At 60.9% G+C, this 13,922-nt stretch carries 14 protein-coding genes and 1 other RNA gene; 11 read left to right on the top strand and 4 right to left on the bottom strand.

The features are described 5' to 3' along the window. Positions 1-25: 25 nt before the first annotated feature. Positions 26-643 (top strand): glutathione S-transferase N-terminal domain-containing protein, encoded by a 618-nt coding sequence (locus PspCFBP13508_RS07875; protein WP_007961620.1) that lies wholly within the window; start codon positions 26-28, stop codon positions 641-643. 16 nt (positions 644-659) lie between these two features. Beyond that, positions 660-1,073, top strand: a complete 414-nt coding sequence (locus PspCFBP13508_RS07870; RefSeq protein WP_016773263.1) for a ClpXP protease specificity-enhancing factor — start codon at positions 660-662, stop codon at positions 1,071-1,073. A 159-nt stretch (positions 1,074-1,232) separates the two neighbouring features. Here the strand turns inward: PspCFBP13508_RS07870 and PspCFBP13508_RS07865 are convergent, their stop codons facing one another. From PspCFBP13508_RS07865 to PspCFBP13508_RS07850, 4 genes are all read right to left on the bottom strand, one after another. Then, positions 1,233-1,811 carry a BON domain-containing protein gene (locus PspCFBP13508_RS07865; RefSeq protein WP_024014250.1) on the bottom strand — a complete coding sequence of 193 codons (579 nt, stop codon included), beginning with the start codon at positions 1,809-1,811 and terminating at the stop codon, positions 1,233-1,235. Beyond that, positions 1,808-2,401, bottom strand: a complete 594-nt coding sequence (locus PspCFBP13508_RS07860; protein WP_008082788.1) for a phosphoheptose isomerase — start codon at positions 2,399-2,401, stop codon at positions 1,808-1,810. The genes PspCFBP13508_RS07865 and PspCFBP13508_RS07860 overlap by 4 nt, the downstream gene beginning before the upstream one ends. Positions 2,402-2,502: 101 nt before the next feature. Beyond that, positions 2,503-2,865, bottom strand: a complete 363-nt coding sequence (locus PspCFBP13508_RS07855) for a YraN family protein (protein ID WP_016773265.1) — start codon at positions 2,863-2,865, stop codon at positions 2,503-2,505. Beyond that, positions 2,865-4,676, bottom strand: a complete 1,812-nt coding sequence (locus tag PspCFBP13508_RS07850; RefSeq protein ID WP_130909687.1) for a penicillin-binding protein activator — start codon at positions 4,674-4,676, stop codon at positions 2,865-2,867. The genes PspCFBP13508_RS07855 and PspCFBP13508_RS07850 overlap by 1 nt, the downstream gene beginning before the upstream one ends. A 177-nt stretch (positions 4,677-4,853) precedes the next feature. On the opposite strand from PspCFBP13508_RS07850, the gene rsmI reads away from it, so the two are divergent. From rsmI to mraY, 9 genes are all read left to right on the top strand, one after another. Next, a complete protein-coding gene (gene rsmI, locus PspCFBP13508_RS07845; protein WP_161984073.1) occupies positions 4,854-5,759 on the top strand; it encodes a 16S rRNA (cytidine(1402)-2'-O)-methyltransferase in 906 nt (301 codons plus the stop codon). 73 nt (positions 5,760-5,832) lie between these two features. Further along, positions 5,833-6,186: RNase P RNA component class A (gene rnpB / locus PspCFBP13508_RS07840), an RNA gene on the top strand. A gap of 402 nt (positions 6,187-6,588) precedes the next feature. Next, positions 6,589-7,044, top strand: coding sequence for a division/cell wall cluster transcriptional repressor MraZ (gene mraZ, locus PspCFBP13508_RS07835; RefSeq protein ID WP_007917012.1), 456 nt, complete (start codon positions 6,589-6,591; stop codon positions 7,042-7,044). Positions 7,045-7,046: 2 nt separating this feature from the next. Next, a complete protein-coding gene (gene rsmH, locus PspCFBP13508_RS07830) occupies positions 7,047-7,988 on the top strand; it encodes a 16S rRNA (cytosine(1402)-N(4))-methyltransferase RsmH (protein WP_137214189.1) in 942 nt (313 codons plus the stop codon). Further along, positions 7,985-8,278, top strand: coding sequence for a cell division protein FtsL (ftsL, locus tag PspCFBP13508_RS07825; RefSeq protein WP_016773269.1), 294 nt, complete (start codon positions 7,985-7,987; stop codon positions 8,276-8,278). The genes rsmH and ftsL overlap by 4 nt, the downstream gene beginning before the upstream one ends. Beyond that, positions 8,278-10,017 (top strand): penicillin-binding protein 2, encoded by a 1,740-nt coding sequence (locus tag PspCFBP13508_RS07820; RefSeq protein WP_178084479.1) that lies wholly within the window; start codon positions 8,278-8,280, stop codon positions 10,015-10,017. The genes ftsL and PspCFBP13508_RS07820 overlap by 1 nt, the downstream gene beginning before the upstream one ends. Continuing rightward, positions 10,017-11,480: a UDP-N-acetylmuramoyl-L-alanyl-D-glutamate--2,6-diaminopimelate ligase gene (locus PspCFBP13508_RS07815; protein ID WP_137214132.1), complete on the top strand. Its 1,464-nt coding sequence runs from the start codon at positions 10,017-10,019 to the stop codon at positions 11,478-11,480. The genes PspCFBP13508_RS07820 and PspCFBP13508_RS07815 overlap by 1 nt, the downstream gene beginning before the upstream one ends. Beyond that, positions 11,473-12,840, top strand: a complete 1,368-nt coding sequence (gene murF / locus PspCFBP13508_RS07810; RefSeq protein WP_024014246.1) for a UDP-N-acetylmuramoyl-tripeptide--D-alanyl-D-alanine ligase — start codon at positions 11,473-11,475, stop codon at positions 12,838-12,840. The genes PspCFBP13508_RS07815 and murF overlap by 8 nt, the downstream gene beginning before the upstream one ends. Further along, the gene (mraY, locus tag PspCFBP13508_RS07805; protein ID WP_016773275.1) at positions 12,840-13,922 is read left to right on the top strand and encodes a phospho-N-acetylmuramoyl-pentapeptide-transferase; all 1,083 of its coding nucleotides are present in this window, start codon (positions 12,840-12,842) and stop codon (positions 13,920-13,922) included. Before murF ends, mraY begins: the two co-directional genes overlap by 1 nt.

The raw sequence follows: 13,922 nt of genomic DNA, 5'->3' as shown, positions 1-13,922 counted from the left end.
AATTCAACAAGCGAGGAGGATCGCCATGGGCGTGACCAATCGGTTGGCCTGTTACTCCGACCCCGCCGACCACTATTCCCACCGAGTGCGCATCGTGCTTGCAGAGAAGGGTGTCAGCGCCGAAATCATTTACGTGGAAGCGGGCCGCCAGCCGCCTAAACTGATTGAGGTGAACCCTTACGGCAGTCTGCCGACGCTGGTCGATCGTGACCTGGCGTTGTGGGAGTCGACCGTGGTGATGGAGTATCTGGATGAGCGTTACCCGCACCCGCCGCTGATGCCGGTTTATCCGGTGGCGCGGGCCAACAGCCGTCTGCTGATCCACAGGATTCAGCGTGACTGGTGCGGGCTGGTGGATCTGATTCTGGATCCCAAGAGCAAAGAGGCTGCACGGGTCGTGGCGCGCAAGGAACTGCGCGAAAGCCTGACCGGCGTTTCGCCGCTGTTCGCCGACAAGCCGTTCTTCCTCAGTGAGGAACAAAGTCTGGTGGATTGCTGCCTATTACCCATACTCTGGCGTTTGCCGATTCTGGGTATTGAACTGCCGCGGCCGGCCAAGCCGCTGCTTGATTATATGGAGCGTCAGTTTGCGCGTGAGGCTTTCCAGGCGAGTCTGTCTGGTGTCGAACGCGATATGCGCTAAGGCTTAAGGAGCCGCTATGAACTCCAGTCGACCTTATCTGGTCCGCGCGCTCTACGAGTGGATTGTGGATAACGATTGCACCCCGCACATGCTGGTTAACTCCGAGTACCCGGCGGTGCAGGTGCCACAGGGTTTTGCCAGTGACGGCCAGATCGTCCTGAACATCTCGCCGAGTGCCGTGCGTCATCTGCACATGGATAACGACGTGGTGACGTTCGAAGGCCGCTTCGGCGGTGTTCCGCACAGTCTCTACGTGCCGATCAGCGCGATCCTGGGCATTTATGCGCGGGAGAACGGCCAGGGCATGGTGTTTGACCTCGAGTTGCCGATGGACGACGAGGAAGACATCGATCCGGATGACGACTCGCCGCCACCGGGCAGCGAGCCGCCACGCCCGAGTGGCCGGCCAAGTTTGAAGGTTGTGAAATAAAAAAAAGGCGATCCGGATGGATCGCCTTTTTTGTGCCTGCGTTGGCGGTGTAGGGGCTGCCGGAGGCTGCGATCTTTTGATCTGTTGATCTTTAGAAGCAAGATCAAGAGATCGCAGCCTCGTTGCACTCGTCAGCTCCTACACGCTCCTGCGCTTGCGTCAGTCGATGTATTCGAACAGCTTCACGATCTTCTGCACACCGGACACACCCTGAACCAGATTGGTTGCCTGAGTGGCTTCCTGTTTGGTCAGCAGGCCCAGCAGGTAGACGATGCCGTTCTCGGTGACGACTTTGATGCGCGAGCCAGGAATGCTGGCGTCGGTGAGCATCTGGGTCTTGATCTTGGTGGTCAGCCACGCGTCGTTCTGGCGCGCGAGCAGGGAGGACGGTTGCAGCACTTGCAGTTCGTTGTGCACTTTCTTCACGCGCTGGACGTTGGCGGCGGCCTGTTCGGCTTTGGCCTTGAGGTCTTCACGTGGCGTTTGGCCGGCGAGCAGGACCACGCCGTTGAAGCTGGTGATGACGATGTGCGAATCGTTGTCCAGGGCCGGGTCGGCCTTGGCGATGTTCACGCCCGCTTTGGTCTCGATCAGCGAGTCGTCGATCTTGCTGCCGAAGGTGCGCGTGCCACGGTCGTCTTCGATCGGCGCTTCACGGCTGGCATTCACCACCGAGGTGCAGCCGCTGATGCCGAGGCACAGGGTCAAGGCCAGAAGGCCAAGGCGATTAGGGGTCATTCTTCACTCCCGAACAGTTGGCTGTCGATCAGATCGCAAAGGCAATGGATCGCCAGCAAGTGGACTTCCTGAATACGTGCAGTGACGTTGGCCGGTACGCGAATCTCGACGTCCTCGGGCAACAGCAGCGACGCCATGCCGCCGCCATCGCGTCCGGTCAAAGCTACGACAATCATTTCGCGATCATGTGCGGCCTGGATCGCTTGAATAATGTTCGCCGAGTTGCCGCTGGTCGAAATCGCCAGCAACACATCGCCCGGCTGGCCGAGCGCGCGGATCTGCTTGGAGAACACTTCGTTGTAGCTGTAATCGTTGGCGATCGAGGTGATCGTCGAAGTGTCGGTAGTCAGCGCAATCGCCGGCAGGCTCGGACGCTCGCGCTCGAAGCGGTTGAGCAGCTCCGAAGAAAAATGCTGGGCGTCGCCGGCCGAACCACCGTTGCCGCACGAGAGCATTTTGCCTTCGTTGAGCAGGGCGTTGACCATGATCTGGCTGGCTTGCTCGATGTGCGGTGCAAGTACGTCCATCGCCTGTTGCTTGGTGTCGATACTGGCCTGGAAAAGCTGGCGAATTCGGGATTGCATGTCCATCTGTGTGACCTTAAGTGGCGCGGCTGTTCGGCACGTGAATGTGCAGCCCGCAAAGCAAAGAGCAAAATGTGTCGGACGAAAACGGGGCAGGGTGCAGGCGATCAACTGTCGAAAGCATTCTGCAACCAGTTCAGCTGATTCGGGTGGCTGTCGATCGCCACCACATCGAAGCGGCAGGGGGAATTGGCCCAACGCGACTCGCGCTGAAGAAAATACTGTGCTGCAAAGATCAGTTTCTGCTGCTTGCGCTCGTCGATACTGGCGAGCGCGCCACCCCATTGAGTGTTTTTTCTGTAGCGAACTTCAACGAATACTACTGTATCGCCATCAAGCATGACCAGATCAAGCTCGCCGCGTTTGCATAACCAGTTCTGCGCCAGCAGGCGCAGCCCTTGTTGTTGCAGATGTTCGAGCGCCTGGCGCTCGGCATCCTTGCCGCTTTGCGAGCGTGACCTGTCGGGCATCAGCGCGGTGTGTCCGGCAGGCGCTGCACCTGACCGCTGACGAACTGTGCCCATGGCAACTGGCGCACTACGCGTTGGGTCTGGGTCATGCCGAGGCTGCCCGACTGACCTTCGATGCGGCTGTCCGGCAGGGCCTTGAGCTGGCCCAGGCGCGGGGCGAGGCGATAGGCGTCGGCGCCCATGGCGTACAGGCGACCGAGGCTGCCATTGGCTTGCGGCCATTGCGCAGCTACTTGCTGGCGCAGCGGATCGCTGGTTTCCAGCAGCCATGGGGTTTCGCAGAAGCGAATGCCGTTCATGTCGTTGTACTGATTGACGTCGCCGCTGGCGCTGTACACATGGGAGGTCGCGTAGACGGGAACGTCGCCGGCGTACTGGAAGTTCAGGGTCGGCTTGATCTGCTGGGCCTGTTGCGGCGTGGCGGCCAGGAAGATGAATTCGATGTCCTGACGACGCGAAGGCTGCGCGGCGACATTGGTGCCGGCAACATTCTGCAGGCTCTTGGCGCGAGCTTCGCTCTGACGCAGCTGGAACATGTCGGCGATCTGCTGGGCCAGTTGCACCGGCTGATCGACACGTTCGGTGGCAACGATGCTGCCGCCATTGGCTTGCCAGTCCTGGCTGAAGGCACGCAGAACGCGATCGCCCCATTCGCCCTTCGGCACCATGATCGCGGCGCGATGCAGGCCATCGGCGCGGGCGCGTCGGGAAACTTCGCGAGCTTCATCTTCAGCAGCGAGGCCGAACTGGAACAGTTGCGCCGGGCCTTGCTCGCCTTCGCTGTAGTTCAGCGCAAGGGTGGTGATTGGCAGTTGCGGGCGAGTGCTCAGTTGCTTGACCAGTGGTTTTTCCAGCGGGCCGACTACCAGTTGCACGCCGTCAGCCTGGGCCTTGCGATAGAACTCGTCCATCGAAGTCAGCTTCGAGCTGTCGTAGAACTCGATGGCAGGTGGGTTCTGGCCGGCCTGTTGCGCCTGATAATGCGCGGCCATGAAACCTTCACGCAGCGCTTTGCCGACCGACGCCAATTGGCCGTCCTGGGGCAGCAGCAGGGCGATTTTGCTCAGTGGCTGGCTGGCCAGTTCCTTGAGTTTGGTCAGCGGCAGCGGCAGGTTGACCGCCGCCGGGTGCTTTGGATTCTGCGCACGCCAGTTGTCGATTGCGGCTTGCTGCTGCTCCAGCGTGCCTGCGGTTTTCACCGCTTGCGCTAGCGCCATCCAGCCGCCGAGATCGTCGGTGTTGTTCGGTTGCAATTGATCGGTTGGCAGCGACGCGATCAGGGTCCAGATCGCTTCGTGGTTCTTGCTCGCCGCTTCGCCTTCCAGCATCGGTGCGATGAACACGCGCTCGCGGGCAGCGGCCAGCGTCTGGCCATCGGCTTCAAGGGCGCGGGCGTGAACAGTGCCGGTGCGCACTTGCTGCTCTTCCGGCATTTCGCTGAGCTTCTGGAAGCTTGGATGGCTCAGGGCAGTCAGCGCAGCTTTCGGCTGATTGCGCGTCATGGCCAGCTCTGCGGACAGCGTGTTGGCAAAAATCTGCTGGCCTGGCTTGAGTTGCTCAACCGGCACTTGTTGCAGGATCTGCGCGGACTGGCCGGCATTGCCTTGGCGGTAGGCCTGGTCCGCCGCGCTCAGGCGCAGCAGGGCGGCTTGTTCCGGGGTTTTAGCCTGCGCAGCCTGTTCGAGCAGTTGCTCGATGCTGGCGTCCGGAGTCCGTGGAAGTTCGCCAAGGCTGGAGGAAGGGGAGCTGGCACACGCGGCCAACAAGGCAGCGAGGCAGAGGGCAGTGAGCAGCCGCAGGCAAGCGATCATGTAAGTGTTCCTGATACTCGATCAAATTAGCGTGGAATTGTACCCAAGCACTGGCCGGGGCGCGATGTTACTGGCGTGAATCGGTCAATTTAGCTGGAGTAAATGTTGCGGCAGCGCACAACCGGGCGAAAAACCGCACTCGGCCGGAGCGCATCGCAAGCCTCATGACGCGCTACAATGGCCGCTTTTACCGATCACGAGGTGTGCGCTTTGACTGCTCCAGGTCCTTTGAATTCCGCTGCTGGCTCGCTTTATGTGGTGGCGACGCCCATCGGCAACCTGGACGACATCAGCGCCCGGGCCTTGAAAATCCTCCGTGAAGTGGCCCTGATTGCAGCGGAAGACACGCGGCATTCGGCGCGCCTGATGCAGCACTTCGGCATCGGCACGCCTTTGGCCGCATGCCACGAACACAACGAACGGGATGAGGGTAGCCGCTTTATTACCCGGTTGCTGGCGGGCGACAACGTCGCACTGATCTCCGATGCCGGCACGCCGCTGATCTCCGATCCGGGTTATCACCTGGTGCGTCAGGCCCGTGCGGTCGGCATCAACGTGGTGCCGGTGCCGGGTGCCTGCGCGTTGATTGCGGCGCTGTCGGCGGCAGGATTGCCGTCCGACCGTTTTATCTTCGAAGGTTTCCTGCCGGCCAAGTCGGTCGGGCGCAAGGCGCGTCTGGAAGCGGTTAAAGAAGAGCCGCGCACATTGATTTTCTATGAAGCGCCGCATCGCATTCTCGAATGCCTGCAGGATATGGAAGCGGTGTTTGGCGGCGAGCGTCAGGCTCTGCTGGCGCGGGAAATCACCAAGACCTTCGAAACCCTCAAAGGCCTGCCGCTCAGCGAGCTGCGTGCGTTCGTCGAGTCCGACAGTAATCAGCAGCGCGGCGAGTGCGTGGTGCTGGTGGCCGGCTGGACCGCGCCGGAGTCGGAGGACGCGGTCAGCAGCGAAGCCATGCGCATCCTCGATCTGCTTCTGGAGGAAATGCCGCTCAAGCGCGCCGCCGCACTGGCAGCGCAAATCACCGGCGAGCGCAAAAACGTCTTGTATCAGGTAGCGCTGGATAAACAGAAAGGCGTGTAAGCCGTCGCCCATGGCGTTCTTGAGGGTTTTAGCGCTTGTTCTTCCGGCGCTCTGCCGTTAACCTTCGCGGCGGAGAGTCGATCGGACAGTCGCTGCCCTCTATGAAAATTAGGGGGGGGAGGAAAGTCCGGGCTCCATAGGGCGAAGTGCCAGGTAATGCCTGGGAGGCGTGAGCCTACGGAAAGTGCCACAGAAAATAACCGCCTAAGCGCGCAAGCGCCGGTAAGGGTGAAAAGGTGCGGTAAGAGCGCACCGCACGTCTGGCAACAGTTCGTGGCTAGGTAAACCCCACTTGGAGCAAGACCAAATAGGGTCCCAAGGCGTGGCCCGCGCTGGGACCGGGTAGGTTGCTAAAGATGTCCAGTGATGGCCATCGTAGACGAATGACTGTTCAAGACAGAACCCGGCTTACAGATCGACTCTCCACCTTTTTCTTTCCCTGCTTGAAACAAAAAAGACGCGGCTGTGTAATATCAGCCGGCCTGGTCTGAAACTCCGGCAGCGGCAAACGCGGTAATAGCCTTTTCCCACCCTGCTTCAATCAACAGCCGAAGCGCCTTTGTAATACCGAAAAAATCTTACTCTTAACAAACTACTTTAACTTTCGAGCGCAGCTGTCAGTGCTGCATCAAGTTATTGGTCGAAACTTCACGTCAGATTCTCGTTGAGCCTCCTTTTACGTCGCTAAATCTCCGTTCTGTAAGGCTTTTCCTTTAATCCGCGCCTTGACGGTGTGGTGGGCGCATTCCTATAGTGTGCGCAAGTGGCGGAAAGTGGCATGAAGTGGGTTTTTTGAGCTCAAAACGATAAAAATTGGAGAAACGCTGACGTGTTTCGCGGAGCTAACGCTATCAGTCTCGATGCAAAGGGCCGTCTCGCCATGCCGAGCCGGTACCGTGACGAGCTCGATTCGCGCAGTTCCGGCCAATTGATCGTGACCATTGATGCCGTTGATCCATGCCTGTGTGTCTATCCGCTCGATGAGTGGGAAATTATTGAAACCAAGTTGCGCGCACTCCCTTCGCTTCGCGAAGAGAACCGTCGCCTGCAACGTTTATTGATTGGTAATGCCGTCGACCTCGAACTCGATGGCAGTGGTCGTTTCCTGGTTCCGCCGCGTTTGCGCGAATACGCCAAGCTCGATAAGCGCGCGATGCTGGTCGGCCAGCTGAACAAGTTCCAATTGTGGGACGAGGATGCATGGAACGCGGTATCTGCCGCTGACCTTGCTGCTATTCAACAACCGGGCGCGATGCCTGATGAACTGCGTGATTTGATCCTGTGACTATTGATAGCGGCTTTAACCACATCACCGTACTGCTTGACGAAGCCGTCGAGGCTCTCGCCGTACGTCCTGATGGCTGCTATCTGGATGGCACGTTCGGGCGCGGCGGGCACAGTCGGTTGATCCTCAGCCAGCTCGGGCCGGACGGTCGACTCATCGGATTCGACAAGGATCCTCAAGCGATTGCCACCGGGCAAACGCTAGCGGCCGAAGACGGCCGCTTTGTCGTTGTGCAGCGCAGCTTTGCCGAGCTCGGTTCGGTGGTTGCCGAGCAAGGCCTGACCGGCAAGGTCAGCGGCATTCTGCTCGACCTCGGCGTGTCGTCGCCGCAGCTTGACGACGCTGAGCGCGGCTTCAGTTTCCTCAATGACGGTCCGCTGGACATGCGCATGGACCCGTCCCGCGGCATCAGCGCTGCCGAATTCGTCAACACCGCGCCGGTGGAAGAAATCGCCCGGGTGTTCAAGGAATACGGCGAAGAACGTTTCTCCGGGCGCATGGCCCGCGCCGTCGCCGAGCGTCGTGACATCAAACCGTTCGAGCGCACCGCCGATCTGGCCGAAGTGCTGAAAGTCGCCAACCCGGCGTGGGAAAAGGGCAAGAACCCGGCTACCCGCGCGTTCCAGGGTTTGCGCATTCACGTCAATAACGAACTCGGCGATCTGGAAGCCGGTCTCGACGCCGCGCTGGAAGCGCTGGAAGTTGGCGGCCGTCTGGTGGTCATCAGCTTCCACTCGCTGGAAGACCGCATCGTCAAACTGTTCATGCGCAAGCTGGTGAAAGGCGAAGCCGACAACCTGCCGCGCAACCTGCCGGTTCGCCACGTCGCCTTCGAACCGAAAATCAAAATCCACGGCAAAGCGCAGACGGCCTCCGACGCCGAACTCAAAGTCAACCCACGTTCCCGTAGCGCCGTCATGCGTGTCGCGGAGAAGTTGCGGTGAGCAAGCTTTTCGCCAAACCACTGCCCGGCGGCAGCTTTCTGATGCTGCTGCTCTTTATTGGCGTGCTGTTTTCGGCCATTGCCGTGTCGTACAGCGCGCACTGGAACCGGCAGTTGCTCAACACTCTTTATAACGAACTCAGCGTGCGCGACAAGGCGCAGGCCGAGTGGGGCCGCTTGATTCTCGAGCAGAGCACCTGGACCGCGCACAGTCGCATCGAAGTGCTGGCCACCGAACAACTGAAAATGCACATCCCTGGCGCGGCTGACGTGAAGATGGTGGCGCCATGATGAAACTCGAAGGCGCACTGTTCCCGTGGCGCTTCCGCCTGATGGTGGCGCTGCTCGGCCTGATGGTCGCGGCGATCTGCTGGCGCATCATCGACCTGCAAGTGGTCGACCGTGACTTCCTCAAGGGCCAGGGCGATGCGCGCAGCCTGCGGCACATTCCGATTCCGGCGCACCGTGGCCTGATCACCGACCGCAATGGCGAGCCTCTGGCCGTCAGTACGCCGGTGACCACGCTGTGGGCCAACGCCAAGGAAATGCAGTCGGCCAAAGAGAAGTGGCCGGCACTCGCTGCCGCGTTGGGTCAGGACCCGAAAGCCCTGAGCGAACGCCTCGAAGCCCAGGCCAACAAAGAATTCATCTATCTGGTGCGCGGGCTGACCCCCGAGCAGGGCCAGGCTGTGCTCGATCTGAAAGTGCCGGGCGTTTATGGCATCGAAGAATTCCGTCGTTTCTATCCGGCCGGGGAAGTCACCGCGCACATGGTCGGCTTTACCGACATCGACGATCACGGTCGCGAAGGCGTCGAGCTGGCCTATGACGAATGGCTGGCCGGGGTGCCGGGCAAACGACAAGTCATCAAGGATCGCCGTGGCCGGCTGATCAAGGATGTTCAGGTCACCAAAAACGCCAAGGCCGGCAAGCCCTTGGCGTTGTCGATTGATCTGCGTCTGCAATACCTGGCCAACCGCGAACTGCGCAACGCGATCATCGAGAACGGCGCCAAGGCCGGCAGTCTGGTGATCATGGATGTGAAGACCGGCGAGATTCTGGCCATGGTCAACCAGCCGACCTACAACCCGAACAACCGTCGCAACCTGCAACCGGCGATGATGCGCAACCGCGCCATGATCGACGTGTTCGAGCCGGGTTCGACCATGAAAGCCATTTCCATGAGCGCGGCGATCGAAACCGGCCGCTGGAAACCGAGTGACACCGTCGAGGTGTATCCGGGCTCGTTGCAGATCGGCAAATACACCATCAAAGACGTGTCGAAGACCGAAGGGCCGGTGCTCGACCTGACCGGCATCCTGATCAATTCCAGTAACGTCGGCATGAGTAAAGTCGCCTTCGATATTGGCGGCGAAACCATTTTCCGCCTCGCGCAGAAAGTCGGCCTCGGTCAGGACACCGGTTTGGGCTTCCCCGGCGAACGTGTCGGCAATCTGCCGAACTATCGCGAATGGCGCAAGGCTGAAACTGCAACCTTGTCTTACGGCTACGGTATTTCCGTGACCGCGATCCAGTTGGTGCATGCGTTCTCGGCACTGGCCAACAACGGTCGCCTCGCGCCGCTGACCCTGATCAAAACCGACAAGATGCCGCAGACCACGCAAGTGCTGCCGGAAGCCGTGGCGAAAACCATGCAGGGCATGTTGCAGCAAGTGATCGAAGCACCGCGCGGCGTGTTCCGTGCGCAAGTGCCGGCTTATCACGTCGGCGGCAAGTCGGGTACGGCGCGCAAGACTTCGGTTGGCACCAAGGGCTACGCAGAAAACTCCTACCGTTCGCTGTTCGCCGGTTTCGGCCCGATGAGCGATCCGCGTTACGCGATTGTTGTGGTGATCGATGAACCGACCAAGGCCGGGTACTTCGGTGGTCTGGTGTCCGCGCCGGTGTTCAGCCGTGTGATGTCCGGCACCCTGCGCCTGATGAACGTGACCCCGGACAACCTGCCGACCACCCAACAGGCCAACGCCACCCCGGTCGTTCCGCTGAAAGCCAATGGAGGGCGCGGCTGATGTCATTAAGTCTGAACAAGATATTTCCCCACGCCGGCCATGATCTGTTGATCCGTGAACTGGCGCTGGACAGCCGCAACGTGCGCGCCGGCGATCTGTTTCTCGCCGTGCCCGGTGGCCGCTTCGATGGCCGTGCGCACATCGCCGATGCCTTGCAACGCGGCGCGGCTGCCGTGGCTTATGAAGTCGAAGGCGCCACCGTGCTGCCGATCACTGACGTGCCGCTGATTCCGGTCAAGGGTCTGGCGGCGCAGCTGTCGGACATCGCCGGGCGTTTTTACGGTGAGCCGAGTCATCACCTGAATCTGATCGGTGTCACCGGCACCAATGGCAAGACCAGCGTGACCCAACTGGTCGCGCAGGCGCTGGATCTGCTCGGCCAGCATTGCGGCATCGTCGGCACGCTGGGTTCCGGTTTCTACGGCGCGCTGGAAAGTGGCCTGCACACCACGCCGAATCCGATTGCGGTGCAAGCGACCCTGGGTGATCTGAAAAAGGCCGGCGCGAAAGCCGTGGCCATGGAAGTGTCGTCCCACGGTCTGGATCAGGGCCGGGTCACCGCGCTGGCGTTCGACGTGGCGGTGATGACCAACCTGTCCCGCGATCACCTGGATTACCACGGCACCATGCAGGCCTACGCCGAGGCCAAGGCCAAGCTGTTTGCCTGGAATGATTTGAAGTGCCGCGTGGTCAACCTCGACGACGATTTCGGTCGGCAACTGGCGGCGGAAAAACGCGATTCGCGCTTGATCACCTACAGCCTGCTCGACAGCAGCGCGTACCTGTTCTGCCGCGAAGCGCAGTTCGACGACCACGGCGTGCGCGCCACGCTGGTCACGCCGCAGGGCGAACATCACCTGCGCAGTACGCTGCTCGGCCGTTTCAACCTGAGCAACGTGCTGGCCGCAGTCGGCGCCTTGCTCGGTCTGGATTACGCCCTCGACGAAATTCTCAAAGTGCTGCCCAAGCTCGAAGGCCCGGCCGGACGCATGCAGCGTCTGGGTGGTGGTACGCAACCGCTGGTGGTGGTCGATTACGCCCACACGCCCGATGCGCTGGAAAAAGTTCTTACCGCACTGCGCCCGCACGTCAAAGGCCAATTGCTGTGCCTGTTCGGCTGCGGCGGTGATCGCGATCGCGGCAAACGTCCGTTGATGGCCGAAGTGGTCGAGCGTCTGGCCGACCAAGTGCTGGTGACCGACGACAACCCGCGCACCGAAGATCCTGCGGTGATTTTCGACGACATCCGCGCCGGTTTCAGCGCTGTGGATAAAGTCACTTTCGTCGCCGGTCGCGGCCAGGCCATTGCGCAATTGATTGCTGGCGCAACCGCTGATGACGTCATTGTGCTGGCCGGCAAAGGTCATGAGGACTATCAGGAAATCAACGGCGTGCGCCATGCGTTTTCCGATCTGGTCGAGGCCGATCGCGCCCTGACCGCGTGGGAGGTGGCCCATGCTTAAGGCCCTGACACTCAGCGAACTGACCAACGCACTCGAAGCCCGTTTGATCGGCGCTGACGCGAGTTTCGACGGCGTCAGCATCGACAGCCGCGCCATTCAGCCCGGCCAGTTGTTCATCGCCCTGACCGGCCCGCGTTTCGACGGTCATGATTATCTGAACGACGTTGCCGGTAAAGGCGCCGTGGCGGCACTGGTCGAGCGCGAAGTCGCCGACAGCGCGTTGCCGCAATTGCTGGTCAAGGACACCCGTCAGGCGCTGGGCCAACTCGGCGCGTTGAACCGTGCTGCGTTCACCCAGCCAGTGGCGGCGGTGACCGGTTCCAGTGGCAAGACCACGGTCAAGGAAATGCTCGCGAGCATCCTGCGCACGCGCGGTCCGGTGCTGGCGACCCGTGGCAACCTGAACAACGACCTCGGCGTCCCGCTGACCCTGATCGAACTGGCGCCGGAGCACACCTCGGCCGTGATCGAACTGGGCGCCTCGCGTCTCGGTGAAATCGCCTACACCGTCGGGCTGACCAAGCCGCACGTAGCGATCCTGAACAACGCCGGCACCGCTCACGTCGGTGAGTTCGGCGGTCCGGAAAAAATCGTCGAAGCCAAAGGCGAAATCATCGAGGGTCTGGCCGCCGATGGCATCGCCGTGCTCAACCTCGATGACAAGGCTTTCGGTATCTGGAAGACCCGCGCTGCCGGTCGTCAGGTGCTGACCTTCGCCCTGAGCAACAGCGAGGCGAATTTCCATGCCAGCGATCTGGCCACTGATGCCCGTGGTTGCCCGGCGTTCAATCTGCACACGCCTGAAGGCAGTGAGCGCGTGCAACTGAACCTGCTCGGTACCCATAACGTCGCCAATGCCCTGGCTGCCGCTGCTGCTGCCCATGCCTTGGGCGTGTCGCTGTTCGGCATCGCCACCGGCCTCGGCGCGGTGCAACCGGTCAAGGGTCGCACTGTCGCGCAACTGGCGAAAAACGGCATGCGCGTGATCGACGACACCTACAACGCAAACCCCACCTCGATGTGCGCGGCCGTTGATATACTCGCCGGCTTTTCCGGCCGCACCGTCCTGGTGCTCGGGGATATCGGCGAGTTGGGCGACTGGGCGGAGCAGGGGCACCGCGACGTGGGCGAGTACGCCCGAGGCAAGGTTTCCGCGCTTTACGCGGTCGGGCCGAACATGGTCCACGCGGTAAACGCTTTCGGTGAGCAGGCGCAGCACTTCGGCACCCAGGCCGAGCTGATCCAGGCCCTCGCCGCCGAGCAGGACACAAACACCACCATTTTGATCAAGGGTTCGCGCAGCGCAGCGATGGAAAACATCGTTGCGGCTCTGTGCGGGTCCAGTCTGGAGAAACATTAATGCTGCTGCTGCTAGCGGAGTATCTGCAACAGTTCTACAAAGGCTTCGCGGTCTTCCAGTACCTGACCCTGCGCGGGATTCTCGGTGTGCTGACCGCGCTGGTCTTGTCGCTGTGCTATGGCCCGTGGATGATCCGTACTCTGCAGAACCGTCAGATCGGCCAATCGGTACGTAACGACGGCCCGCAATCGCACCTGTCCAAATCCGGTACGCCGACCATGGGTGGCGCGTTGATCCTGTCGTCGATCGGCGTCAGCACGCTGCTCTGGGCTGACCTGAGCAACCGCTACGTCTGGGTGGTGCTGCTGGTGACCCTGCTGTTCGGCGCCATCGGCTGGGTCGACGATTACCGCAAAGTCATCGAGAAAAACTCCCGTGGCCTGCCGAGCCGCTGGAAATACTTCTGGCAGTCGGTGTTCGGCCTCGGCGCAGCGATCTTCCTTTATATGACTGCCGCGACGCCGGTGGAAACCACGCTGATCCTGCCGATGCTCAAGGACTACAGCATCCCGCTGGGCGCCGGTTTCATCGTGCTGACCTACTTTGTGATTGTCGGTTCGAGCAACGCGGTCAACCTGACTGACGGCCTCGACGGCCTGGCGATCATGCCAACCGTGATGGTCGGCGGCGGCCTGGGGATTTTCTGCTACCTGTCGGGTAACGTGAAATTCGCCGAATACCTGCTGATTCCTTACGTGCCGGGCGCGGGCGAGCTGATTGTGTTCTGCGGTGCGCTGATCGGTGCCGGCCTCGGTTTCCTCTGGTTCAACACCTATCCGGCGCAAGTGTTCATGGGCGACGTCGGTGCCCTGGCACTCGGCGCGGCACTGGGCACCATCGCGGTTATCGTCCGTCAGGAAATCGTCCTGTTCATCATGGGCGGCGTGTTCGTGATGGAAACCCTGTCAGTGGTCATTCAGGTTGCCTCCTTTAAGCTCACCGGTCGCCGTGTGTTCCGCATGGCGCCGATTCACCACCACTTTGAACTCAAGGGCTGGCCCGAGCCGCGCGTGATCGTCCGTTTCTGGATCATTACCGTGATTCTGGTCCTGGTCGGCCTTGCCACCCTGAAGCTGAGGTAG

The organism is Pseudomonas sp. CFBP13508 (assembly GCF_005233515.1).
GTDB lineage: Bacteria > Pseudomonadota > Gammaproteobacteria > Pseudomonadales > Pseudomonadaceae > Aquipseudomonas > Aquipseudomonas mercuritolerans.
The sequence above is the reverse complement of the archived record's forward strand: the minus strand, read 5'-3'. Positions and strand labels throughout refer to the sequence as shown.